The organism is Variovorax endophyticus (assembly GCF_025376855.1).
Classification (GTDB): domain Bacteria; phylum Pseudomonadota; class Gammaproteobacteria; order Burkholderiales; family Burkholderiaceae_C; genus Variovorax.
The window spans coordinates 352,788-374,997 of sequence record NZ_JAHUTH010000001.1 but is presented as its reverse complement, the minus strand read 5'-3'; the positions used below and the strand labels follow the sequence as shown (position 1 = coordinate 374,997).

27 protein-coding genes are annotated in these 22,210 nt (G+C 70.9%); 20 read left to right on the top strand and 7 right to left on the bottom strand.

The window, feature by feature from the left end; genetic code table 11:
* Positions 1–34: 34 nt before the first annotated feature.
* Positions 35–901, bottom strand: coding sequence for a pirin family protein (locus KV106_RS01550; RefSeq protein WP_261205816.1), 867 nt, complete (start codon positions 899–901; stop codon positions 35–37).
* A gap of 130 nt (positions 902–1,031) precedes the next feature.
* Between KV106_RS01550 and KV106_RS01545 the strand changes: the two genes are divergently transcribed.
* From KV106_RS01545 to KV106_RS01535, 3 genes are all read left to right on the top strand, one after another.
* On the top strand, positions 1,032–1,934 hold the full coding sequence (locus KV106_RS01545; RefSeq protein ID WP_261205815.1) for a LysR family transcriptional regulator: 903 nt from the start codon (positions 1,032–1,034) through the stop codon (positions 1,932–1,934).
* A gap of 224 nt (positions 1,935–2,158) precedes the next feature.
* Complete coding sequence (locus tag KV106_RS01540; protein ID WP_409976468.1) at positions 2,159–2,767, top strand: nitroreductase family protein; 609 nt, start codon at positions 2,159–2,161, stop codon at positions 2,765–2,767.
* A 177-nt stretch (positions 2,768–2,944) separates the two neighbouring features.
* Positions 2,945–3,598, top strand: coding sequence for a 2'-5' RNA ligase family protein (locus KV106_RS01535; RefSeq protein ID WP_261205812.1), 654 nt, complete (start codon positions 2,945–2,947; stop codon positions 3,596–3,598).
* Positions 3,599–3,606: 8 nt separating this feature from the next.
* On the opposite strand, the gene KV106_RS01530 is transcribed toward KV106_RS01535, so the two are convergent.
* Positions 3,607–4,266, bottom strand: coding sequence for an outer membrane beta-barrel protein (locus tag KV106_RS01530; protein ID WP_261205810.1), 660 nt, complete (start codon positions 4,264–4,266; stop codon positions 3,607–3,609).
* A gap of 220 nt (positions 4,267–4,486) precedes the next feature.
* Here KV106_RS01530 and KV106_RS01525 point away from each other — a divergent pair, with 220 nt between their 5' ends.
* On the top strand, positions 4,487–5,380 hold the full coding sequence (locus tag KV106_RS01525; RefSeq protein ID WP_261205809.1) for an NAD(P)-dependent oxidoreductase: 894 nt from the start codon (positions 4,487–4,489) through the stop codon (positions 5,378–5,380).
* On the opposite strand, the gene KV106_RS01520 is transcribed toward KV106_RS01525, so the two are convergent.
* Together KV106_RS01520 and KV106_RS01515 are read right to left on the bottom strand one after the other, a co-directional pair.
* The gene (locus tag KV106_RS01520; protein WP_261205808.1) at positions 5,381–6,184 is read right to left on the bottom strand and encodes an AraC family transcriptional regulator; all 804 of its coding nucleotides are present in this window, start codon (positions 6,182–6,184) and stop codon (positions 5,381–5,383) included.
* A 55-nt stretch (positions 6,185–6,239) separates the two neighbouring features.
* Positions 6,240–7,154, bottom strand: a complete 915-nt coding sequence (locus KV106_RS01515) for a LysR family transcriptional regulator (protein WP_093341826.1) — start codon at positions 7,152–7,154, stop codon at positions 6,240–6,242.
* A 128-nt stretch (positions 7,155–7,282) separates the two neighbouring features.
* Here KV106_RS01515 and KV106_RS01510 point away from each other — a divergent pair, with 128 nt between their 5' ends.
* From KV106_RS01510 to KV106_RS01485, 6 genes are read left to right on the top strand one after another with little or no spacing between them, the layout of a single operon-like run.
* Entirely contained in the window at positions 7,283–8,275 is a 993-nt protein-coding gene (locus tag KV106_RS01510; protein ID WP_261205807.1) for a 2Fe-2S iron-sulfur cluster-binding protein, read from the top strand.
* Positions 8,276–8,305: 30 nt separating this feature from the next.
* Positions 8,306–9,565 (top strand): aromatic ring-hydroxylating dioxygenase subunit alpha, encoded by a 1,260-nt coding sequence (locus tag KV106_RS01505; protein WP_261205806.1) that lies wholly within the window; start codon positions 8,306–8,308, stop codon positions 9,563–9,565.
* Positions 9,562–10,044, top strand: a complete 483-nt coding sequence (locus KV106_RS01500; protein ID WP_057594947.1) for an aromatic-ring-hydroxylating dioxygenase subunit beta — start codon at positions 9,562–9,564, stop codon at positions 10,042–10,044. The genes KV106_RS01505 and KV106_RS01500 overlap by 4 nt, the downstream gene beginning before the upstream one ends.
* Positions 10,045–10,047: 3 nt before the next feature.
* The gene (locus KV106_RS01495) at positions 10,048–10,416 is read left to right on the top strand and encodes a chorismate mutase (protein ID WP_261205805.1); all 369 of its coding nucleotides are present in this window, start codon (positions 10,048–10,050) and stop codon (positions 10,414–10,416) included.
* Positions 10,413–11,372 (top strand): Bug family tripartite tricarboxylate transporter substrate binding protein, encoded by a 960-nt coding sequence (locus KV106_RS01490; protein ID WP_261205803.1) that lies wholly within the window; start codon positions 10,413–10,415, stop codon positions 11,370–11,372. The genes KV106_RS01495 and KV106_RS01490 overlap by 4 nt, the downstream gene beginning before the upstream one ends.
* 29 nt (positions 11,373–11,401) lie before the next feature.
* Positions 11,402–11,722 (top strand): non-heme iron oxygenase ferredoxin subunit, encoded by a 321-nt coding sequence (locus KV106_RS01485; protein WP_261205802.1) that lies wholly within the window; start codon positions 11,402–11,404, stop codon positions 11,720–11,722.
* Here the strand turns inward: KV106_RS01485 and KV106_RS01480 are convergent.
* Positions 11,701–12,315 (bottom strand): DUF2726 domain-containing protein, encoded by a 615-nt coding sequence (locus KV106_RS01480; RefSeq protein ID WP_261205801.1) that lies wholly within the window; start codon positions 12,313–12,315, stop codon positions 11,701–11,703. The two genes, KV106_RS01485 and KV106_RS01480, sit on opposite strands and share 22 nt — an antisense overlap.
* Before the next feature lie 187 nt (positions 12,316–12,502).
* On the opposite strand from KV106_RS01480, the gene KV106_RS01475 reads away from it, so the two are divergent.
* Positions 12,503–12,985 (top strand): RidA family protein, encoded by a 483-nt coding sequence (locus KV106_RS01475; protein WP_261205800.1) that lies wholly within the window; start codon positions 12,503–12,505, stop codon positions 12,983–12,985.
* A gap of 1 nt (position 12,986) precedes the next feature.
* Here KV106_RS01475 and KV106_RS01470 read toward each other — a convergent pair whose 3' ends face one another.
* Positions 12,987–14,045: a DUF72 domain-containing protein gene (locus KV106_RS01470; protein ID WP_261205799.1), complete on the bottom strand. Its 1,059-nt coding sequence runs from the start codon at positions 14,043–14,045 to the stop codon at positions 12,987–12,989.
* Between the two features lie 66 nt (positions 14,046–14,111).
* On the opposite strand from KV106_RS01470, the gene KV106_RS01465 reads away from it, so the two are divergent.
* The 7 genes from KV106_RS01465 to KV106_RS01435 all read left to right on the top strand — a co-directional run bounded on the left by KV106_RS01465 (position 14,112) and on the right by KV106_RS01435 (position 19,935).
* On the top strand, positions 14,112–15,596 hold the full coding sequence (locus tag KV106_RS01465; RefSeq protein WP_261205798.1) for a sensor histidine kinase: 1,485 nt from the start codon (positions 14,112–14,114) through the stop codon (positions 15,594–15,596).
* A complete protein-coding gene (locus KV106_RS01460; protein WP_057594954.1) occupies positions 15,593–16,222 on the top strand; it encodes a response regulator transcription factor in 630 nt (209 codons plus the stop codon). The genes KV106_RS01465 and KV106_RS01460 overlap by 4 nt, the downstream gene beginning before the upstream one ends.
* Positions 16,223–16,330: 108 nt before the next feature.
* Complete coding sequence (locus KV106_RS01455; RefSeq protein ID WP_261205797.1) at positions 16,331–16,849, top strand: GlcG/HbpS family heme-binding protein; 519 nt, start codon at positions 16,331–16,333, stop codon at positions 16,847–16,849.
* A complete protein-coding gene (locus KV106_RS01450; protein WP_261205795.1) occupies positions 16,846–17,550 on the top strand; it encodes an ankyrin repeat domain-containing protein in 705 nt (234 codons plus the stop codon). Before KV106_RS01455 ends, KV106_RS01450 begins: the two co-directional genes overlap by 4 nt.
* 87 nt (positions 17,551–17,637) lie before the next feature.
* The gene (locus KV106_RS01445) at positions 17,638–17,856 is read left to right on the top strand and encodes a hypothetical protein (RefSeq protein WP_057594956.1); all 219 of its coding nucleotides are present in this window, start codon (positions 17,638–17,640) and stop codon (positions 17,854–17,856) included.
* A complete protein-coding gene (gene tadA / locus KV106_RS01440; RefSeq protein ID WP_261205794.1) occupies positions 17,846–18,940 on the top strand; it encodes a tRNA adenosine(34) deaminase TadA in 1,095 nt (364 codons plus the stop codon). The genes KV106_RS01445 and tadA overlap by 11 nt, the downstream gene beginning before the upstream one ends.
* Positions 18,937–19,935 carry an LD-carboxypeptidase gene (locus tag KV106_RS01435; protein ID WP_261205793.1) on the top strand — a complete coding sequence of 333 codons (999 nt, stop codon included), beginning with the start codon at positions 18,937–18,939 and terminating at the stop codon, positions 19,933–19,935. The genes tadA and KV106_RS01435 overlap by 4 nt, the downstream gene beginning before the upstream one ends.
* 90 nt (positions 19,936–20,025) lie before the next feature.
* On the opposite strand, the gene KV106_RS01430 is transcribed toward KV106_RS01435, so the two are convergent.
* Positions 20,026–20,361 (bottom strand): hypothetical protein, encoded by a 336-nt coding sequence (locus KV106_RS01430; protein WP_057594959.1) that lies wholly within the window; start codon positions 20,359–20,361, stop codon positions 20,026–20,028.
* A 347-nt stretch (positions 20,362–20,708) separates the two neighbouring features.
* On the opposite strand from KV106_RS01430, the gene KV106_RS01425 reads away from it, so the two are divergent.
* Together KV106_RS01425 and KV106_RS01420 are read left to right on the top strand one after the other, a co-directional pair.
* Entirely contained in the window at positions 20,709–21,653 is a 945-nt protein-coding gene (locus KV106_RS01425; RefSeq protein ID WP_261205792.1) for an adenylate/guanylate cyclase domain-containing protein, read from the top strand.
* Between the two features lie 134 nt (positions 21,654–21,787).
* On the top strand, positions 21,788–22,135 hold the full coding sequence (locus KV106_RS01420; RefSeq protein ID WP_261205791.1) for a hypothetical protein: 348 nt from the start codon (positions 21,788–21,790) through the stop codon (positions 22,133–22,135).
* Positions 22,136–22,210 lie beyond the last annotated feature (75 nt).

The following is a 22,210-nucleotide window of genomic DNA, read 5'->3' as shown; positions in this document are numbered from 1 at the left end:
CCCGCGTCTTTTCGAAACGCGGGGGCTCGATCGCTCAGGCCGGCATGCGGCCGAAGCGGCCGCCGTTGAAGTCGGCCATGGCCTGGCGGATCTCGGCCTCGCTGTTCATCACGAATGGGCCGTAGCCCACCACGGGCTCGTCGATCGGCTCGCCCGACAGCCACAGCACCGTCGCGTCGCTGTTGGCCTCGATCTCCACGCCGCTGCCGGCGGTGTCCAGATGCACCAGCTGCCCCTCGCGCGCGACCGTCTCGCCGTTGACCAGCACCGTGCCGCGCAGCACCACCAGCGCCAGCGTGCGGCCTTCCTTCGCCTCGAAGCGGCCGACGCGGCCCTGGGCGATGCGAAGGTCCCACACGTCCATCGGCGTGAAGGTGCGTGCCGGGCCGCGCTGGCCGTCGAATGCGCCGGCGATCACGCGCACCCGGCCCGCGCCCTCGGGCAAGTCCACCGACGGGATCTGCGCGTCGAGCAGGGTCTGGTAGCCGGGCTCGGCCATCTTGTCCTTCGCGGGCAGGTTGACCCAGAGCTGCACCATCTCCATCGTGCCGCCGCGCTCGGTGAAGGCACGCGAGTGGAACTCCTCGTGCAGGATGCCGCCGCCGGCGGTCATCCATTGCACGTCGCCCGGGCCGATCAGGCCACCCGCGCCGGTGGAGTCGCGATGCTCGACCTCGCCCTGGTAGACGATGGTCACGGTCTCGAAACCGCGGTGCGGATGCTGGCCCACGCCGCGCGGGCGGACGGCCGGTTCGAAGGCGGTCGGCGCCGCATGGTCGAGCAGCAGGAACGGGCTCAGGTGCTTGCCCAGGCCGTCGTAGCCGAACAGCGAGCGCACCGGAAAACCGTCGCCCACCCAGTGCGTGCGAGGGGCGCTGTAGACACCGAGAACCTTCTTCATCTTCATCTCCTTGCGTCGCCAGGACGAGGGTCCTGGCCGATGGATAGAGAATATGGGTTGAACGATGGATGCGGTAGATGGCGATATTTGCCATCAGCGTTCTATTTCGTGAACGATGAGGGCGCGAACGATGAAGGACCTGAACGACCTCTACTACTACGTGCAGGTGGTGGACCACGGCGGCTTCGCGCCCGCGGGCCGCGCGCTGGGCATGCCCAAGTCCAAGCTCAGCCGGCGCATCGCGCTGCTCGAGGAGCGCCTGGGCACGCGCCTGATCCAGCGCTCGACGCGGCGCTTCGCCGTCACCGAGCCGGGCCAGACCTACTACGGCCACTGCAAGGCGATGCTGGTCGAGGCCGAGGCGGCCGACGAGGCCATCGCGCTGACCCAGGCCGAGCCGCGCGGCGTGGTGCGCATGACCTGCCCGGTGGCGCTGCTCGACACGCACGTCGGCGACATGGTGGCGGCCTTCATGGTTGCGCACCCGCGCGTGCAGATCCACCTCGAGGAAACCAACCGCCGCGTGGACGTGGTGGGCGAGGGCGTCGACGTCGCCATCCGCGTGCGGCCGCCGCCGATCGAGGACAGCGAACTGGTGATGCGCGTGCTCGCCGAGCGCGGGCAGTGCCTGGTGGCGCATCCGCAGCTGCTGTCGGGCGGCATCCCTCGCGTGCCAGCGGACCTCGCGGGCCTGCCGAGCATGGACCTCGGCCTGCCGCAGCACGAGCACGTGTGGACCCTGATCGGCCCTGATGGCGCGCAGGCCGCCGTCCGCCACCAGCCGCGCCTCGTCACGCGCGGCATGCTCGCGCTGCGCGCCGCGGCCCTCGCGGGCGTGGGCGTCGTGCAACTGCCCTCGATGATGGTGCGCGAGCAGATCGCGCGCGGCGAGCTGATCCACGTGATTCCGGGCTGGGCGCCGCGGCGCGAGATCATCCATGCGGTGTTCGCTTCGCGGCGCGGGCTGCTGCCGGCGGTGCGGGCGCTGGTGGACTTCCTGGCGGAGCGTTTCGCGGCGCTGGACGAGGACTGAAGCAAGCCGCCTTACACGCACCCCGTGCGCGGGCAATGCGCCGCCGATACGATGACCGCCTGTTCGTCGCCCCGTCGAACGATGGTGCAGCGCTCCCGCCGTCCCGCGCGAAGCGCCCGATGCCAGCCACCTCGCACCCGTCGCGAGCCAGCCCGCCCCTGAAGCCCTTCAGCATCTGCCATCGGCGCGGCGATCCCCTCGTTTCAAAGTCAAAGGACGCCGAGATGCACCCGGATACCGCCATGCTTCGCCCGAGCCGGCGCGAAGCCCTCGACCTGCTGCTGCAACGCCATTCCCCCTGGCCGCTGACCGATCCCGCACCGCCGCAACGGGAGCTCGACCTCGTCTTCCAGGCCGCGCTGCGCGCGCCCGACCACGGCCAATTGCAACCCTGGCGCTTCATCACCATCCGCGGCGATGCCCGCATCGCGCTCGGCGAGGTGTTCGCACGAGCCGCGCGGCAACGCGATCCCGAAGAAGACGGCGAGCGCTTCCGCAACAAGGCGATGGCCGCGCCGCTGCTGATCGCGCTCTGCGCGCGCGTGCTGGCGCCGCACAAGATCCCCGAGTCCGAACAGGTGCTCGCGGTCGGCGCCGCCGCGATGAACATGCTCAATGCGTTGCACCTGCTGGGCTATGGCGGCTTCTGGGCCACCGGGCTCAACAGCTACGACCCGAATGTGCGTGGCGCGCTGGGCCTGGGCGAGTCGGACCGGCTGCTGGGCTTCCTCTACGTCGGCACGCCGAAGGAGGCGACGCGCGCGCCCGAGCGCCACGCGCCCGAAGCCTTCGTGCGCGAATGGACGAGCCCGGCGATCGACGCGGCCCGCTGAAATTTCTTCGCGCGGCGGCCCCGGATCGCGCCGGGCATCTGTACCATTCAGCCCCTCCCACGAATGCCATCCGCCGTGCGGTCCTCGACCGCCACCGCACGTGCCCCCACGCTTGACTGCCGCCATCCGCCACACCCGCCGCCGCGCGCCCACGTCCCCGCACGAGGGTCGACGCGCATGAAGTCCCGCCGCACCGCCCCCGCGCCCGAGCAGTTGCTGCTGCCCGGCATCGACGCACCGCCGCCACCGCTGCGCACGCGTGAGCGCGCCACGCCCGGCCAACGCGCGCCGCGCAAGCCGCCGCCGGCGCATGTGCTGTTCTTCGCGCTCCATCCCGGCGAAGAAGATGCCGCGCGCATCGCGGCCTGGAGCGCGCAATGGCATGCGGAACGGGACCTCCGCGCCATGCATGTGGAGCCCGACCGGCTGCATGTCACGCTGCATGACCTGGGTGAGCACGACGAGCTGCCGCGCGACAGGGTCGAGCTCGCGATCGCGGCCGCCTCGCGGCTGCACCTGCCGCGCTTCGAGGTGGCGTTCGACGGCGTGATGCGCTTCGCCAAGGGCGCCTGCGTGCTGCTCGGTGGCGACAACGGCGAAGTGGCCGCGCTCGCGGCCTTCAGGCAGCGCCTGGGCGAGGTGCTGGCCGACGCGGGCTTCGCGCCCAAGCGCGCCTTCACGCCGCACCTGACGGTGTCGTACCTGCGCGGCGCGATGGAACCGGCCACGGTCGAGCCGGTGCGCTGGACCGCCGCGAGCTTCGCGCTGATCGACAGCCGGCGCGCCGAGGGCGTGCACGAGGTGCTGGGCCGCTGGGCGCTGCCGGGCTGACGCCGGCGTCAGAAGTTCGCGCGCATGCCCACGGTCAGCAGGCCGGCCTTGGCGTGCTTCGAGACCTTGCCGAAGTAGTCGTAGTCGGCGGTGATCGAGAGATTGCGCGTCACCGCGTACTCGGCGCCGAAGCCGGCCATCAGGCCCGTGCCGTTGCCGCCGATGCTCTCGCCGCCGAACAGGCGGTGGTTGTTGCCGGCCGAGACCCGGCCATGCGCCACGCCGAGCCGGCCGTTGAGCGCGAACGATTCGCCCAGCGGCAGCCGCGCGGTGGCGGCCGCGTAGAACACCTGGCCGGTGCCGTTCTCGAGCACCGAGTTCGCGCCGAACACGCTGTAGCTGGTGTTCCACTGCTTCACGCGGCCCAGCCGCGCATAGCCGCCTTCCACGCCGAAGGTGTCGGTGAAGCGGTAGCCGCCATAGACCTTGAACGCAGTGCCGCTCTTGCTGTTCTTCTCGCCGCCCCAGGGCACGGGCACGCGCGAGGACGAGGGCAGGCTGTAGCTCGAGCGGCCGATGGCGCCGCCGACGTACAGGCGCGTGGGTTCCTTGCCGTACTCGGCGGCGCCGGCCTTCATCGACGCGGCGGCGCCCAGCAGCAGGGCGGACAGGAGAAGGGTGGTGCGCAGGGACGAGGTCTTCGGAAGCGAGGCGGGGTTCGAATGCATGGAATGCCTGGAAAAGTGGGATGAAAAAGAAGGGAGCCAACGGCGGCACGCGGTGCGCCGGTGGTTGCGTTCATTCTCGAAACCGAGCCTGAAGAAAGGCTGCGCCTCCCCTGAAGGCTTCGTGAAGGTGGCCGCCGCACAAAGCTTCAAGACGCGGCCTGCACCGAGGGCTAAGGTGCCACGCCATTCCCCACCCATTCATGCATTCACGGAGACACGGTTGACTGACATCGGACCCCTCGGATTCATCGGACTCGGCGTCATGGGCCAGCCCATGGCGCTCAACCTCGCGCGCGCGGGCACGCCGCTCGTCGTGTGGAACCGCTCGCCCGCGCGCGCAGAGCCCTTGCGCGAAGCCGGCGCGCAGGTCGCCGACACGCCCGCGCAGGTACTGCGCCGCACGCGCATCGCGATCCTGATGCTGGCCCACGGCGAGGCGATCGACGAGGCGCTGGGCCGCGGCACGCCGGCCTTCGCCGACAACGTGGCGGGGCGCACCATCGTCCACATGGGCACCACCTCGGCCGCGTATTCGCAGGGGCTGGCCGACGCGGTCCGCGCCGCGGGCGGGCGCTATGTCGAGGCGCCGGTCTCGGGTTCGCGCAAGCCGGCCGAGGCCGGGCAACTGGTGGCGATGCTGGCCGGCGACGCCGACGCGGTGGATGCGGTGCGGCCACTGCTCAAGCCCATGTGCCACGAGACCGTGGTCTGCGGCCCGGTGCCGCAGGCGCTGCTGATGAAGCTCTCGGTCAACCTGTTCCTGATCACCATGGTCACGGGCCTTGCGGAGGCCTTCCATTTCGCCGACCGCCACGGGCTCGACACGCGCAAGCTGGTGTCGGTGCTCGAGGCCGGGCCGATGGCCAGCGCCGTGTCGCGCGTGAAGGCGCAGAAGCTGCTCGCGCGGGACTTCGAGGTGCAGGCCTCGATCGTCGACGTGCTCAAGAACAACCGGCTGGTGGCCGAGGCGGCGCGCGCGGCCGGCGTGGCCTCGCCGCTGCTCGATGCCTGCCATGCGCTCTATGGCGAGACGCAGGCGCTGGGCCTGGGCGCGCTCGACATGGCGGCCGTGGTGCGCGCGATCGAGGCGCGCACCGATGCGGGCGCGCGCTGATCAGCCCAGCGCCGCGCTCCAGCGCGCGGGCGTGAGGCCGTAGGCCTGCTTGAACTGGCGCGACATGTGGCTCTGGTCGGCGAAGCCGGCCGCGTCGGCCGCATCGGCCAGCGAGCTGCCGCGCCGCAGCAGCCGGCGCACCGCGTCGAGCTGGCGCAGCGTGCGGAAGCGGCTCGGACTGGTGCCGAAGGCCGCGCGGAACTGGCGCGCGAGCGACCAGCGGTCGAGGCCGGAGAGCCGCTCGAGCGCCGCCATCTCTGGGCGTTCGGTCGGCGTGGCGGCGATGTGGTCGCGCACTCGTCCGAGGCCGGCGAGCTCGAGCGAACCGGGCGCCCGGGGCTGACCCGAGGCGGCATTGGCCAGCAACTGCGCCACCGCGACCGCCAGTTCGGTGCGCAGCACCTCGTCGTCGATCGCGGCATCGAAGTCCCAAATCTCGCGCGCGCCGCCGAGAGCCCGCAGCCGCGCCGCATCGAGCACCGGCTGCGCCACGAAGGGCAGCGGCCTGCCATGCAGCGCGTTCTGCACCAGCGCGGGATCGACGTAAAGGATGCGGTAGCCGAAGCCGTCGTCGGTGCCCGCGCCGCCATCGTGCAACTCGTCGGGGTGCAGCACGTGGCACTGGCCCGGCAGGCACTGCTGCTGCGTGCCGCGGTAGCGAAAGCGTTGCACGCCCGCGAGCGTGATGCCGATCGCGTAGGTGTCGTGGCGGTGCGGCGAGAAGGCCTGGCCGTGCAGGTGGGCCTCGAGGCGTTCGATGCCTTCGGTGCCGGGGGCGATCCGGATGCGGGGGGAGGGCGCCATCGTGATGCGGAAAAGGGCGGTGGCCGTGTTTGTACGCCGAACCCGAAGACCGTGCTCAGTCGCCGTCGGCGAACTGGTCGAACAGCAGGCCGCGCAGCCACTGGTTGCCCGGATCGCGGTGCAGCTTGGCGTGCCAGAACAGGTTGATCGCGATCTGCGGCAGCGCCACCGGGTGCGGTCGCCACACCAGCCCGAAGGGCTCGGCGATGCTCTGCGCGAGCCGCTCGGGCACGGTGGCGATCATGTCGCCCGAACGCAGGATGTGGCCGATGGCCACGAAGTGCGGCACGCGCAGCCGGATGCGCCGCTGGATGCCCTGCGCGGCCATCACGTCGTCGGCCTTGCCGTGGCCGGTGCCCGCGGCCTGCACCAGCACGTGGTCGGCCGCGACGAAGTCCTTGAGCGACACGCTGCGCTTCTTCGCGAGCGGGTGGCTGCCGGCGAACAGGCACACGTAGCGCTGGCGGAACAACCGGCGCTGGAACACGCCCGACTTGAGCTGCGGCAGCAGCCCGATCGCCAGGTCGACATGGCCGGCCTCGAGCTCCTCGCGCAGGTTGGTGGCCGTGTTGTTGCGCACGGTGCTGATGGTCACGCCCGGCGCGACCGCGGACAGCGCGGCCATCAGCTTCGGCGTGAAGTAGATCTCGCCGATGTCGGTCATCGCGAGCGCGAAGGCCCGCGTGCTGGTGGCGGGGTCGAACACCACCTGCTGGTTGAGCGCGGTGTGCAGCGCGCCCATCGCATAGGCCACCGGCTCGGCCAGCTGCAGCGCGAAGGGCGTGGGCTCCATGCCGCGCGCGGTGCGCAGGAACAGCTCGTCGCCCAGCAGCTTGCGCAGCCGCGCGAGCGCGTTGCTGATCGCGGGCTGCGACAGGCCCAGCGAGGCGGCCACGGCCGACACGCGCTTCTCGGCCAGCATGCGGTCGAACACCAGCAACAGGTTGAGGTCGATGTCCTTGAGCTGCATGCCAGACCTTTATTCATTTCGGTGATGAAGAGGATTCACGGAATTCTATTGGTCAATCGGCGACGGCCGCGCATCATCCGTCCCCGAGACAACCGGCGCACCGCGCCCGCCCACGAGAAGAACATCCGATGGACCTGCACATCCACCCCCTGGCCCGCACGCTCGAGGTTCGCCCCGGCGCGAACCTGCTCGAGGTGCTGCGCGATCACCATGTGCCGGTGTCGTACAGCTGCATGGCCGGGCGCTGCGGCACCTGCCGCTGCAAGCTGGTGTCGGGCCAGGTGCTCGACGCGGGCCAGGACGCCATCCGTCCCGATGGCCAGGGCGAGCGCTACGTGCTGGCCTGCCAGGCCACCCTGACCGAGAGCTGCGCGATCGAGATCCCCGAGCCCGACGAGGTGGTGGTGCATCCGGCGCGGGTGCTCAAGGCCACGGTGACTGGCATCGAGACGCTGACCCACGACATCCGTCGCCTGCGCCTCAAGCCCAACAAGCCGCTCGAGTTCTCGCCGGGCCAGTACGCGCAATTGCAGTTCGCGCCGGGACTCGCGCGGCCGTATTCGATGGCGGGCCTGAGCCGCGACGACGAACTCGAGTTCCACGTGCGCCGCGTGCCCGGCGGGCGCGTCACCGCGCATGTGTTCGAGCAACTGCGCGTGGGCGACGCGGTGCGCGTCAGCGGGCCGCTGGGCACCGCCTACCTGCGCACGAAGCACCGCGGGCCGATGCTCTGCGCGGCCGGCGGCACCGGACTGGCGCCGATCCTGTCGATCGTGCGCGGCGCCATCGAGGCCGGGCTCACGCAGCAATCGATCCACCTCTACCTCGGCGTGCGCTCGGGGGCCGACGTCTATGGCCTCGCCGAGCTGCGCGAATTGCAGGCGCTGCATCCCCGCCTGACGGTGCAGGTGGTGGTGGTCGCCGGCCCGGCCGAGGCCGGCCAGCGCCTGGGCCTGATCACCGACGCGATCCGCGCCGACTGGCCCGGCAGCCTCGAGGGCTGGCGCGCCTACCTCTGCGGCTCGCCGCCGATGGTCGAGGCCGTGACGCAACTGGTGCGCGGCCGCGGCCTCGCGCCCGAGCAGATCCATGCCGATGCCTTCTACCTGCAAGGCACCTGAAGAATTGCCGGAAAGACAAGGAGACCCGCGATGACAACGCAAGCCGTGTTCCCCATCGAGCTGCGCTGGGAGAACGAGCAGACCAGCCGCATCCCGTTCAAGGCCTACACCGACGAGGAACTGCACCGGAAGGAGCTGCAGCGCTTCTTCTACGAGAAGCACTGGTGCTACGTCGGCCTCGAGGCCGAGATCCCGAACCCCGGCGACTTCAAGCGCACCGCCATCGGCGAGCGCTCGGTGATCCTGGTGCGCGACATGGAGGGCGAGATCCACGTGGTGGAGAACGTCTGCGCGCACCGCGGCATGCAGTTCTGCCGCGAGCGCCAGGGCAACCGCAAGGATTTCGTCTGCCCCTACCACCAGTGGAACTACTCGCTCAAGGGCGACCTGCAGGGCGTGCCGTTCCGCCGCGGCGTGAAGCAGGACGGCAAGGTCAACGGCGGCATGCCCGGCGACTTCAAGCTCGAGGAGAACGGCCTCAACAAGCTCAAGGTGGCGCGGCGCGGCGGCGTGGTGTTCGCCTCCTTCGACCATGGCATCGAGTCCTTCGAGGACTTCCTCGGCCCCGAGATCTTGCGCTACTTCGACCGGTTGTTCGACGGCCGCAAGCTCACCATCCTCGGCTACAGCCGCCAGCGCATCCCCGGCAACTGGAAGCTGATGCAGGAGAACATCAAGGACCCGTACCACCCGGGCCTGCTCCACACCTGGTTCGTGACCTTCGGGCTCTGGCGCGCCGACAACAAGTCGGAGCTCAAGATGGATGCGCGCGGGCGCCACGCCGCGATGATCTCCACGCGCGGCAGCGCGGGCAAGGCCGCGCAGGTGACGCAGGTCTCCAGCTTCAAGGAGAGCATGCAGCTCAAGGACCCGCGCTTCCTCGACATCGTGCCCGAGCCCTGGTGGGGCGGGCCGACCGCGGTGATGATGACGCTGTTCCCGAGCCTGATCCTGCAGCAGCAGGTCAACAGCGTGTCGACGCGCCACATCCAGCCCGTGGGCCACGATGCCTTCGATTTCGTCTGGACCCATTTCGGCTTCGAGGACGACAGCGAGGAGATGACGCAGCGCCGCCTGCGCCAGGCCAACCTGTTCGGGCCGGCGGGCTTCGTGTCGGCCGACGACGGCGAGGTGATCGAGTTCTCGCAGCAGGGCTTCGAGCAGAAGCCCTACCACCGCACGCTGGCCGAGCTCGGCGGGCACGAGGTCGAGAACACCGACCACATGGTGACCGAGACGCTGATCCGCGGCATGTACCGCTACTGGCGCGAAGTGATGGAGGCCGCATGAAGCAGCTCGACCCCGCCGCCTACCTCGAGCTGGCCCGGCTCTATGCGGCCTATGCCCATGCGGTCGATTCGGGCCAGTGGAGCCTGTGGCCGGCCTTCTTCACCGAGCAGTGCAGCTACCGGCTGCAGCCGCGCGAGAACCACGAGCGCGGCCTGCCGCTGGCCACGCTGTCCTTCGAGAGCCGCGGCATGCTCGAGGACCGCGTCTACGGCATCCAGGAGACGCTGTTCCACGACCCCTACTACCAGCGCCACGTGGTCGGGCTGCCGGTGGTGCACGGCGTCGACGACGACGGCACCATCCGCAGCGAGGCCAACTACGCGGTGTTCCGCACCAAGCTCGACGGGCCCTCGACCGTGTTCAACGTGGGCCGCTACATCGACCGCGTGGTGTCCACGCCCGAAGGCCTGAAGTTCGCGTCGCGCCTGTGCGTGTTCGACAGCGAAATGATCCCGAATTCCATCATCTATCCGATCTGAGCCATGCAGGACAAAGAACCCGAGACCCACGGCGCGCCGCTGCGCCGCTTCACCGACCCGGCCTACCGGCCACTGTGCGCCAACCTCGCCGAGGTGCGCGAGAACATCGACGCGCTCGACCGCAAAATCGTCGCGCTGCTGGCCGAGCGCGGCCGCTACGTGAAGGACGCGGCGCGCTTCAAGCGCGATGCCTTCCAGGTCTCGGCGCCCCAGCGCCAGCAGGAAGTGATCGACAAGGTAAGGGCGCTGGCCGAGCAGGAGGGCGCCTATCCCGAGGTGGTGGAGGCCGCCTACCGCGCATTGATCGCGGGCTTCATCGCGCGCGAGCAGCAGGATCACCTGGGCATGATGGACGTGGAGGCGCGGCCATGAAAACCTTGCTCGTGTTCGCGGCCACGGCCGCCATCGCCATCACGGCCCAGGCCCAGGACTGGCCGCAGCGCCCCGTGCGCGTGATCGTGCCCTTCGCCGCGGGCGCCTCGCCCGACATCCTCGCGCGCATCGTCAACGACAAGCTCGCCTCGCGCATCGGCCAGCCGCTGATCGTGGAGAACAAGCCCGGCGCGGGCGGCAACAGCGGCACCGACCAGGCCTCGAAGGCCGCGCCCGACGGCTACACCTTCCTGCTCTCGGTCAACGCGCCGCTGGTCTACAACACCATCCTCTACAAGAACCTGCCCTACGACCCGTTCAAGGACCTGGTGCCGGTGTCGCTCGCGGCCACCACGCCCAATGTGTGCGCGGTGTCGAACGGCATGAACGTCGACTCGGTCAAGTCCTGGCTCGAGGCGCTGAAGCGCAACCCCGGCCAGTTCAACTTCGCCTCGACCGGCAACGGCTCGATCTCGCACCTGGGCGTGGAACTCATCAAGCTCAAGACCCGGTCCTTCGCGGTCCACATTCCCTATGCGTCCTCGGGCCAGGCCGTCACCGCGATCATCCAGGGCGACGTGCAGTTCGCCTGCCTGCCGCCGGTGTCGGTGATGCCGCAGGCCAAGGCCGGCCGGCTCAAGGCCATCGCCGTGACCTCGGCCGAGCGCTCGGGGCTGCTGCCCGAGCTGCCGACCCTGCGCGAATCGGGCCTGCCCGACATCCAGGCCGTGCCGTGGTTCGCCTACATGGCGCCCAAGGGCACGCCCGATGCGATCGTGCAGCGCATGAGCCGCGAGATCGCCGCGGTGCTCAAGGACCCCGAGGTGCTAAAGCGCCTGCAGACCGCGTACTTCGATCCCGTGGGCAGCACGCCCGAGGCGCTCTCGAAGTTCATGGGCGAGGAACTGCGGCGCTGGAAGCCGGTGATCGAGCGCACGGGCCTCAAGCCCGACTGACAGCCACCCACGCCACGAAGGAAAAGAACATGACCACGATCACCTGGATCGACGCCGCGGCGGTGGACGACGTCCCCGCCGACGACGTGATCGGCATCGACGTGCAGGGCCGCGACATCGCGCTCTACGGCACCGAGGACGGCATCCATGCCACCGACAACATCTGCACCCACGGCCATGCGCGGCTGTGCGACGGCTTCCTCGAGGGCCACGAGATCGAGTGCCCGCTGCACCAGGGCCGCTTCGACGTGCGCAGCGGCAAGGCGATGTGCGCGCCGCTCACCGAGGACCTGCGCAGCTACCCGGTGAAGATCGAGGACGGGCGGGTCTACCTCGCGTTCGAGGCCTGAACGGCGGCGGGCAGCTGGCGCTCGCGGCGCCGGCGCCTGGCCTTCGACGGATGCCACTGGTGCGTCGAGGCCTTGAAGGCCGGCCGCTCGAGCGCCATCGCCTCGAGGAAGCGCGGGCCGAGCTGCAGCCGCGGCGTGGCCAGCGAGGGATCGAAGTCGGCCTCGACGCGGCCCACGTCGGGCACGCGCGCATAGCGCAGCACGCGGTAGCCGGCATCGACCAGCAGCGCATCGTGGGCCTCGCGCAGCGCGCGTTCCTTGCGGCCGGCCTTCTCGTCGAGTCCGACCACGGCCACCACCTCGAAGTTGCGGTCGCAGATGACGAAGTCGGCGATCTTGCGGCCGAAGCCGCTGCGCGCGGCGCGGGTGCGCGCGGTGAGCAGGGCGCCGAAGCTCACCTGCGGCAGTACCACGAGGTCGGGCAGCGTCTGCACCAGGCGGTGGTACATGGCCTGCTGGCGTTCGTTGAGCGGCGCGCGCGGACGCGGGCGTTCGACGAAACCGCCGCGGCTGTCGTTGCGCTTCTGCGCGATCAGCACGACCAGGAGCAGGGCGAGGGTCGCCAGAACGACCACGAATAGAAATGTATTCATCTGTAACTCTCCTTCAGCGGCGAGTCTCGCACGAGTGAAAGCGAGGGCCTTGGCAAGCCCCTCGAAGCCTCGGACCAGGGCTTGCGCGCGGCCTCTGTTGCGGCTGCATTTCGCGGGCTCTGTATCTGTTCGCGGCGCGCCGGTGCGGCGAAGATGGCGCCTTTTCTTTCAGCTGGAAATTCCGCCCATGACCGCCTCCGCCCATCGCCAACAGACCGCCGACCGCATCGCCGCCGAGCTCGGCCACAGCTTCGAGGGCGAGATCCGCGTCGGCGGCCACTATGCGTCGGCCGTGCGCGACGGCAACACCGTCTACATCAGCGGCCAGGTGCCGCGCGTGGGCACCACGGTGATGGTCAAGGGCCGCGCGGGCGATACCGTGTCGCTCGAGCAGGCGCGCGAGGGCGCGCAGATCTGCGCGCTGCGCGCGCTCGCGATCCTGCGCCGCGAGCTCGGCTCGCTCGACGCGGTGCGCCAGGTGCTGCGCGTGGGCGTGTTCGTGCAGTGCAGCGCCGACTTCACGCTGCACAGCGAGGTGGCCGACGCGGCCTCGGACCTGCTGCACGAGGTGTTCGGCGACGCGGGCGTGCATGTACGCACGGCGGTCGGCGTCTATGCGCTGCCGAAGAACGCGACGGTCGAGGTCGAGATGACCGTCGCGGTCGACTGACTCAGCGCAGCAGCAGGTCCGCCACTTCCTGCGCCAGGGTCGCCACGGTGCGCGGCGCGCAGCCCTCGGCGTTGTTGCTCACGGTGACGAAGGCGTTCTGCCCGGCCTTCACGGTGCCCGCGATCACGCGCGCCAGCGCCTGGCGCGTCTCGGGATCGGGGTCGACGATCTTGTCGAACGGGCCGTAGAGCTTCTCGGCGTCCTCGTAGCCGTAGCGGCCGTGGCGCCGGTGCAGGTTCCAGCGGCACACCAGCGGGCGCGGCCACAGCGCGCGCAGCATCGGCAGCTGGTCCTCGATCGGCGGCATCTTCGCGTGCAGGCCCAGGCACCAGGTGGCGCCCACGCTGCGCAGCATGGCGGCGAACTCGGGCGTCATGAGCTGCGGGTCGCGCACCTCGACCGCGACCACCGCGTCGGGCGCGGTCGGCGTGAGCGGCGGCAGCGCGGCGATCATCGCGGCGAGGCGCTCGAGCAGCAGCGGCACGTCGGCCAGCACGGGCCGCGGCAGCGGGCTCAGCTGGAACACCAGCGCGCCGATGCGGTGGCCCAGGCCCTGCAGCGCGGGCTCGGCGAATTCGCGTACCGCGAGCTCGGCGCTGAGGAAGGCCGGATTGATCTGCGTGCCGCGGCCGCTCTCGTCGCGCACCGTGGCATCGGTCACCACGCTCGGCGCCTTCACCACGAAGCGGAAGTCGTCGGGCACCATCGCGGCATAGCGCGCGTACTGGCTCGCGGTGAGCGCGCGGTAGAAGTTGCGGTCCAGGCTCACGGTGCGGAACAGCGGATGCTGGCCATAGGCCGCGAGCCCGTTCTTCGACAGCACGGCCTCGGCGTACTCGCCGTCCCACACGAGGCCGGCCCATCCCGGGTAGTTCCACGACGAGCCGCCGAAGCGCAACTGCGGCGGCAGCTGCAGCGCGAGGTCGACCAGCGCGGGATCGGCGGGCGCCGGCTGCACGGTGCCGCCGCGCGATTTCTTCGGAGCCGGCGCATCGTCCGCGGGCGCGGGCGGCGCCGAAGGGGGAGATCCGGGGAGGTCGGGGAAAAGATGGTCCTGCATTGCACTGATGCCTCGGGCGCGCATTCTCGCCCGGCCGGCGCCTGCCTGCCGGGCACAATCCGCGCCATGAAACAGTGGTTGCGCACCCGCGGCGGATGGTGGCTGGCCTGGCTGGCGCTGTCGGCCATGGGCGCGGTCTGGCTCGCGCGCGCGGAGATCGAGCGGCTGCACCAAGCCTTCGACACCGACGCGCGCATCGCGCACCGCCTGATGAGCCAGCAGGTGGTGCAGTACGACGCGGTGCTGGCCACGCTCGCATTGCTCGAGCCCGCGAGCGGCGGTGGCGCCGACCGTCCAGAGCAGCGGCTGCCCGCCGTGTACTCGTCGATCCTCGGCGTGCAGCGGCGCGCGCGCGGCGAGGCCTGGCCGCCGGGGCCGCAGGCCGAGGCGCTGGCGCGGGCCGAGGCGCGCTCGCGCGAACTGCATCGCGCAGAGTTCGCGGCGCTCGACCTGCCGCACGGGCGCTACCTGCTGGCGATCGGCGCCGACCCGGTGAGCTATGCGCTGGCCATCGACCTCGCGGGCACGGTGCCCTGGCGCGACTGGCCCATGAACCCGCAGCAAAGCCCCGTGCGATTGAGCCTGCAGCGCGATGGCCAGCAACTGGTGCTGCAGCCGGGGCGCATCGGCGAGGGCGGCTGGCGCTTCGACTTCACCAAGGTGCTGGCCTCGCCGAGCCAGCCCTTCGACCTCGTCGCGCAGCGCCAGGTGGGCTGGTCCGAGCTGCCCTGGCGCGCGATCGCGCTGTGGACGCTGGCGATGGCGCTGCTGGTCGCGGGCCTGTGGACCGCAAGGCGCCAGCGCGTGGCGCGCCGCCGCGCGGAAGAACTGCTGCGCCTGGGCCAGGTCGCGCGGCTCAATGCGCTCGGCGAGCTGTCGGCCGGCCTCGCGCACGAACTCAACCAGCCGCTGACGGCCGTGCTCGCCAATGCGCAGGCCGCGCGCCGGCTGCTCGACGAGGATCCGCCCGACATCGCCACCGCGCGTGGCGCCATGGGCCAGGCGGTCGAACAGGCGCGGCGCGCCGCCGGCGTGGTGGGGCGGCTGCGGCGCGTGATCGAGCGGCCCGAGGCCGGCGGCGAACTGCGCCCGCTGGCGCTGCACGAGGTGGTGCGCGATGCGATGCACCTGCTGGCGCCCGAGTTCGAGCAGCGCGGCGTCGCCGTGCGCTTCGATGCCGCGGCCCAGCCGCCGCTGCGCGTGCTCGGCGAGCCGGTGGCGCTCGAGCAGATCGTGCACAACCTGCTGATGAACGCGCTGCAGGCGCTCGAGGGCGTGCCGGCGGGCGAACGGCGCATCGAGGTCGAGCTCGCGCGCCAGGGCCAGGAAGGCACGCTGGCCATCGTCGACAGCGGCCGGGGCATCGCGCCCGAGGCCTTGCCGCGGCTGTTCGAACCCTTCTTCAGCACGCGCGAAGGCGGCCTGGGACTGGGCCTGAGCCTCAGCGAGACGCTGGCCAGCGGCATGGGCGGCAGCCTCGAGGCCGCCCATGCGCTGCCGCGCGGCGCGCGCTTCACCCTGCGGCTGCGGCTGGAAGAAAGCGCCCGATGAACGTCCAGCCCCAATCCCCGCTGGTGCACCTGATCGACGACGACCAGGCCGTGCGCGAGAGCCTCGCGCTGCTGATCGGCACCGTGGGCCTGCGCGTGCAGGCCTGGGCCGATCCGCAGGCCTTCCTCGCGGGCTTCGACCGCACGGGCATCGGCGCGATCGTGCTCGACGTGCGCATGCCCGGCATCGGCGGACTGACCGTGCTCGACCGGCTGGTGGCGCAGGGCGTGGACCAGCCCGTGATCATGCTGACCGGCCATGGCACGGTCGAGATGTGCCGCCGTGCCTTCAAGGCCGGCGCGGCCGAGTTCCTCGAGAAGCCGGTCGACGACGAACAACTGCTCGAGGCGCTGCAGCAGGCAGTGCGCCAGCACGTGCGCTCGCGCGAGCGTTCGCAGGCCGACCAGGCGGCGCGCGAGCGGGTGGCGCAACTGTCGGAGCGCGAGCGCGAGGTGCTGGCCTTCATCGTCGCCGGCCTCACCAACAAGGAGATCGCGCGCGAGCTCGCGCTGTCGCCGCGCACGGTGGAGACGCATCGCGCGAACCTGTTCGCCAAGCTCGAGAGCGATTCGCTGGCGCAACTGATCCGGCGCTACGCGCTGCTGGTCGATAGCGAGGCTCCGTAGAACTACGGAGCGCGCCCCGCAGCCGTACGAATGGCCGCGCCGACGCGCCTTTCCTACAGTGGCGCAGCCGCCGGCAACGGGCCGGCGCCACTCACTGGAGACCCCTTCATGCATTCGTCGCTTCGCCTCGCCACCCTCGCTGCCGCCGTCGTCGGCCTGGCCGCATCCACCCTGGCCCAGGCCCAGACCGCCGCGCCCGCCGCGGTGCGCACCGAGCGCAACATCTCGCTCGCGCTGGCCAACCAGATCGCCGCCGAGGCCGTCGCCGCCTGCGCCGCCAACGGCTACAACGTGGCCGCCACCGTGGTCGACCGCGCCGGCACCGTGCGCGCCGTGCAGCGCGCCGACAACGCCGGTCCGCACACGCTGGCCTCGAGCGAGCGCAAGGCCTGGACCTCGGCCTCGGCCAAGAGCCCCACGCAGGCCATGATGGAGAACGCGCAGAAGAACCCCGGCGCCGCGAACCTGGTCTACCTGCCGGGCTTCCTGCTGCTGGGCGGCGGCGTGCCAGTGAAGTCGGGCAACGAGGTGATCGGCGCGGTGGGCGTGGGCGGCGCGCCCGGCGGCCACCTCGACGAACAGTGCGCGAACGCCGCGCTCGAGAAGGTCAAGGGCCTGCTGGGATGAGAACGGCGCGCGCGCTTCGGCTCGCCGCCGGTCTGGCGCTCGCGCTGGTCGCGGGCGTGCCGGGCGCGGCCGGGGCCCAGGTCGCGCCCACCGTGGCCGAGGCCAAGGCCTACGAGGGCCTGCACCGCGCGGCCTGGCAGGGCGACCTGCCGCGGCTGCGCACGCTGGTCGCGGGCGGCGCCAGGCTCGATGCGCGCGATGCACGCGGCCGCACGGCGCTGCAGGTGGCCACGCATGCGCGCCAGCGCGAGGCGATCCGCCTGCTGGCGCAGGCCGGTGCTTCGCTCGACGTGCTCGAGGACGACCGCTACGACGCCGTGACCATCGCCGCGGTGGCCGACGACCCGGCCACGCTGGCGCTGCTGCTGTCGCTGGGCGCGAGCGCGAAGCAGGTCACGAGCCGCTACGACGGCACCGCGCTGATCGCGGCCGCGCACCTGGGCCACGACGAGGTGGTGCGCCAGCTGATCGCGGCCGGCGCGCCGCTCGACCATGTCAACAACCTGCACTGGACCGCCGCCATCGAGGCGGTGGTGCTGGGCGATGGCGGCGAGCGGCACCAGCGCACGCTGGCCGCGCTGATCGGCGCGGGCGCGAATCTCTCGCTGGCCGACCGGCAGGGGCGCACGCCGCTGCAGCTCGCGGTGGCGCGCGGCTATACGGCGATGGCCGATCAACTGAGGGCCGCGGGCGCGCGCTAGTTGCGAGGGAGAATCGGGCTTTTGCTGCCCGAGACTCCGCCATGCCGCTTTCCGTCGACACCACCGCCCGCGCGAAAGGCCGCTGAGATGCGCGGCCTCGGACTGATCGGCCTCGTGATCGCGCTCGCAATCGTCGCGCTGGTCGCGAAGAAGCAGTTCGCCGGCACGGCCGCGCCCGTCTCCGCCGATGGCTCGACGGCCCCGGCCCCGGTGCGCGACCAGGCCCGCCAGGTGCAGGACCAGTACAGGCAGGCCCTCGACGCCGCGATGCAGCAGTCGCAACGCAAGATGCCCGATGACGAGTGAGCCCTTGACCGACGACGGCTTCATGGCGCTCGCGCTCGCCGAGGCGCGGCGCGCGGCCGAGGCCGGCGAGGTGCCCGTGGGCGCGGTGCTGGTGAAGGACGGCCGCGTGATCGCCACCGGCCGCAACACGCCCGTGGGCGGCCACGATCCCAGCGGCCATGCCGAGATCAACGCGCTGCGCGCCGGCGCCGAGGCGCTGCGCAACTACCGACTCGAGGGCTGCGAGCTGTTCGTCACGCTCGAGCCCTGCGCGATGTGCGCGGGCGCGATGCTGCATGCGCGGCTCGCGCGCGTGGTCTATGGCGCCGCCGATCCCAAGACCGGCGCTGCGGGTTCGGTGCTCGACCTGTTCGCGCTGCCCCGGCTCAACCACCAGACGCAGGTGCAGGGCGGCGTGCTGGCGGCCGACTGCGCGGCGCTGCTGCAGGACTTCTTCCAGCAACGGCGCGCGGCCGCGCGCGAGCAGGCGCAGCCGCTGCGCGACGACGCGCTGCGCACGTCGCCCGAGCGCTTCGCGGCGCTGGCCGACTATGCCTTCGCGCCGCACCACGTGCAGGACCTGCCGTCGCAGCGCGGCTGGCGCCTGCACTACGTGGACGAAGGGCCGGCCGACGGCGTGGCCTGCCTGTGCCTGCACGGTCCCGGCGAATGGGGCTATGCCTTCCGCCACCTCGTGGGCCTGCCCGGGCTGCGCGTGCGGGTGCCCGACCTGATCGGCTTCGGGAAGAGCGACAAGCCCAAGCGCGAAGCCGCGCACAGCCTCGAATGGCATCGCGACGTGCTGCTCGAATGGCTGGACCGGCTGCCGCCTTCGCCGATGCTGCTCGTGCATTCGCAGGCCGGCGCGAACCTGGCGGCGGCCCTGCATGCGGCCGCGCCCGCGGGCCGCTTCGCGGCGCTGCTGGCCGCGCCCGATGGCGGCGAGCGCGTGCGCGATGCCTGGCGCGCGCCGTTCCCCGACCGCGGCTTCGAGGCCGCGCTGCGCGCGCTCGGCCCGCTGGCCCGGTCCTCGGGGCCGGACCGCGCGCAGGCGCTGGCACTGGCAGAGGCGGCGCGGGCCGCGATGGGATACTCGACGCCGTGAGCAACAAGCACATCTACATCTATTCCCCCTCCAGCGCGGTGCGCGACAAGGCCGCGTTCCGGCGCGGCGTGGCGCGCCTGAAGGCCCTGGGCCACGAGGTCGAGGTCGACGAGGCCGCGCTGTCCTTCCACCAGCGCTTCGCCGGCGACGACGCGACGCGCCTCGCGGCCATCGCGCGCGCGGCCGCGAGCGGAGCCGACATCGCGCTGATCGCGCGCGGCGGCTACGGCCTCACGCGCATCCTCGACGGCGTGCCGTTCAAGAAGCTGGCCAAGGCCATCGAGCGCGGCACCGAGTTCGTCGGCCTCAGCGACTTCACCGCGCTGCAGAACGCGCTGCTCGCCAAGACCGGCGCCGTGACCTGGGCCGGCCCCGCGGTGGGCGAGGATTTCGGCGCCGAGGCCGGGCCCGACGACATCATGGAAGCCTGCTTCGACGACCTCGCGAGCGGACAGGGCGAGGGCACGGGCTGGCGCATGCCGGTGCGCGACGCGGCGCTCAAGTTCAAGCCCGTGCACGATGCGGTGCTGTGGGGCGGCAACCTCTGCGTGCTGACCAGCCTGCTCGGCACGCCGTACTTTCCGGCGGTCGACCAGGGCGTGCTGTTCATCGAGGACATCAACGAGCATCCCTACCGCATCGAGCGCATGCTCGAGCAGTTGCGCATGGCCGGCGTGCTCGGCCGCCAGCGCGCCATCGTCTTCGGCCAGTTCACCGGCATGCGCAAGGTGCCGGGCTACGACCGCGGCTTCGGCCTCGACACGGTGATCGACCGGCTGCGCGCGCAATTGCGCAAGGTGCAGGTGATCGCGGGCCTGCCGTTCGGCCATGTGCCGACCAAGGTGCTGCTGCCGGTGGGCGCGAAGGTCGAGCTCGCGGCCGACGGGCGCGACGTGTTCATGGTCTGGGGCCACCATCCGCACGGCGGCGCGCGGTCCCATGGCCACGATCACGGCCATGCGCATCACGCGCACGACCACGGCCACGACCACTGAAGCGCGCCCGCGCGGCGCAAAAAAAAGGCAGCCCGGAGGCCGCCTCGAAGCGAACGGCAGGCAGCTCGCGACCGCCTGCCATCCGTCACATCAGTGGTGGGGAATGCGCTGGTGCGCGCGCGGTCCCATCGAGCCTGGCAGGCCGCCTTCGAACATGCTGTTGATGCCCTTCATCTTGCGGCGCGCGGCGGTTTCGCCGTCGATCGCGCTGAGCGCGGTCATCACGTCCTGGCGCAGGTACCAGAGGGTTTCGACATCGGCGGCGAAGCGCACGCGCTGGCTCACGCGCTGCACGGAGTGGCCGCCTTGCGAGGGGAGCAGCGACAGCATCGCGCTGCGGATGCGGCCGAGCTGAAGGTCCTTGGTGCGTGCGTTGCCGGCACCCGACAGGTGCAGCAGACGAAGCAGGCGGCGGAGGATCGTCATGGCGAGTTACGTAACACCGAGAACAGGATTGGCGGTTACCTTAATCGGGCGGTGATCAAGAGACAAGTTGTGGAACATTGTTTCTTGTTTGAAAACAACACACTTTACGTAGCAGTTCGAGCAAAAACTGAAGAGTGTTTTCTTAAGTATTAATGCAATTGCGGGATTATTCCTACAGTGCTCGCAGTATTTGTCCGACGCCTCACTCTTCCTCTTCAGAATAGTGCGACTTGGTGAAGGATTTGACGGTACAAACCCGTCCAGGGATGACCGGATTTCGGCGTTCTCCGTGTCCGGTCGGAGATAGATACAACACAAAACAACGGCGGTGAGGCCGGATTCAGAACATGGTTGTCAACTCCACTGTGGTGTTTGCGGACCTGACCGGCAGTACCCGGGTCTTCGAGGCCATGGGCAATGCCCGGGCCACGGAGACGGTGACGCGCCTGACGCAATGGATCGGGGCGGTGTGCGAGAAGCATGGCGGCCGCGTGGTCAAGTCGCTCGGCGATGGCGTGCTCGCGCTGTTCGCCGAGGGCGCGGGCGCGATCCAGTCGGTGATCGAGCTGCAGCGCCAGCACCAGAAGCGCCTGCTGGCCTGGCCCGCGCCGCTGCGCATGGAGCTGCAGATCGGCGTGGCCAGCGACGAGGTGCTCGAGGTCGACGGCGACTGCTTCGGCGACGCGGTCAACCTGGCCTCGCGCCTGAGCGATCTCGCGGGGCCGAGCCAGATCTGGGCCACCGAATCGGTGATCGTCCAGTTGCGCGAAGGCGCGGTCCATCACCGCGACCTCGGCCCGATCAACATCCGCGGCCGCAGCGAGCTGTCGGTGGTGCACCGCATCGACTGGCAGGAGGACGTCACCGCCTCGCTGACCGTCCCGGCCGCGCTGATGGCGGGGCGCCATGCCGATTCGAACTTCGGCCAGATCGAGCTGAGCTGGCTCGACGTGCGCTCGATGTTCCGCACCGAGCAGCTGCCGATCCACCTGGGCCGCGTCGACGACGCCGAGTTCGTGGTCAACGATCCGCGCGTGTCGCGGCTGCACGCGCGCATCGAGCTGCGCCAGGGCAGCTGCGTGCTGACCGACCTCAGCACCTACGGCACCTGGGTGCGCTTCCACGGCAACGCCGGGCCCAGCAGCGAGATCGCGCTGCGGCGCGAGGAGTGCGTGCTGCACGGCAGCGGCGAGATCGGCCTCGGCGCGCCGCTCAGCGATTTCAGCGCGCCCACCATCGCCTTCAACACCATGGGCGGCGACGTGCTGCTGTCGCGCCGCACGGTCGGCTGAACGGCGCCGGCCCCGTCACGTTTGGCTACCAGAAGCGGTGGCCGGACGTGCACGGCGCGCGGGGGCCGGGCGTTGCTCGTGCATAGGACCGCCGTTGGCGGTCGTTTCCAGCCAGCCCGCACCGGGAGCCCTCAGTGAACCTCAAGCCTTCTTCCTTTTCGTCGCGCGGCCTGCACGTGGCCGCGCTCGCCGCCGTGGCGCTCGCCTCGCTGTGCGCGGCCGGTGCCGCGAACGCGCGCGGCCACTGGTCGATCGAGATCGGCACGCCCGGCGCGGGCTATCCGCCGCCGTACTACGCGCCGCCGCCGGTCTACTACGAGCCCGCGCCGATCTACTACGCGCCGCCACCGCCGGTGTATTACCGCCCGCCGCCGCCCGTGTACTACCGGCCGGCACCGCTGATCGCGCCGCCGCCGGGCCGGCTCTACTACGGTCCCGGCTACCCGTACCGCGCGCCCAACGACGACGGGGACGACGACTGACACGCGCAGTGTCCTCCTGAGCGCTTGCTGAAGACAATTCAGGGCAGGAATTGTCAAATTATGTTTCCTGAGCGA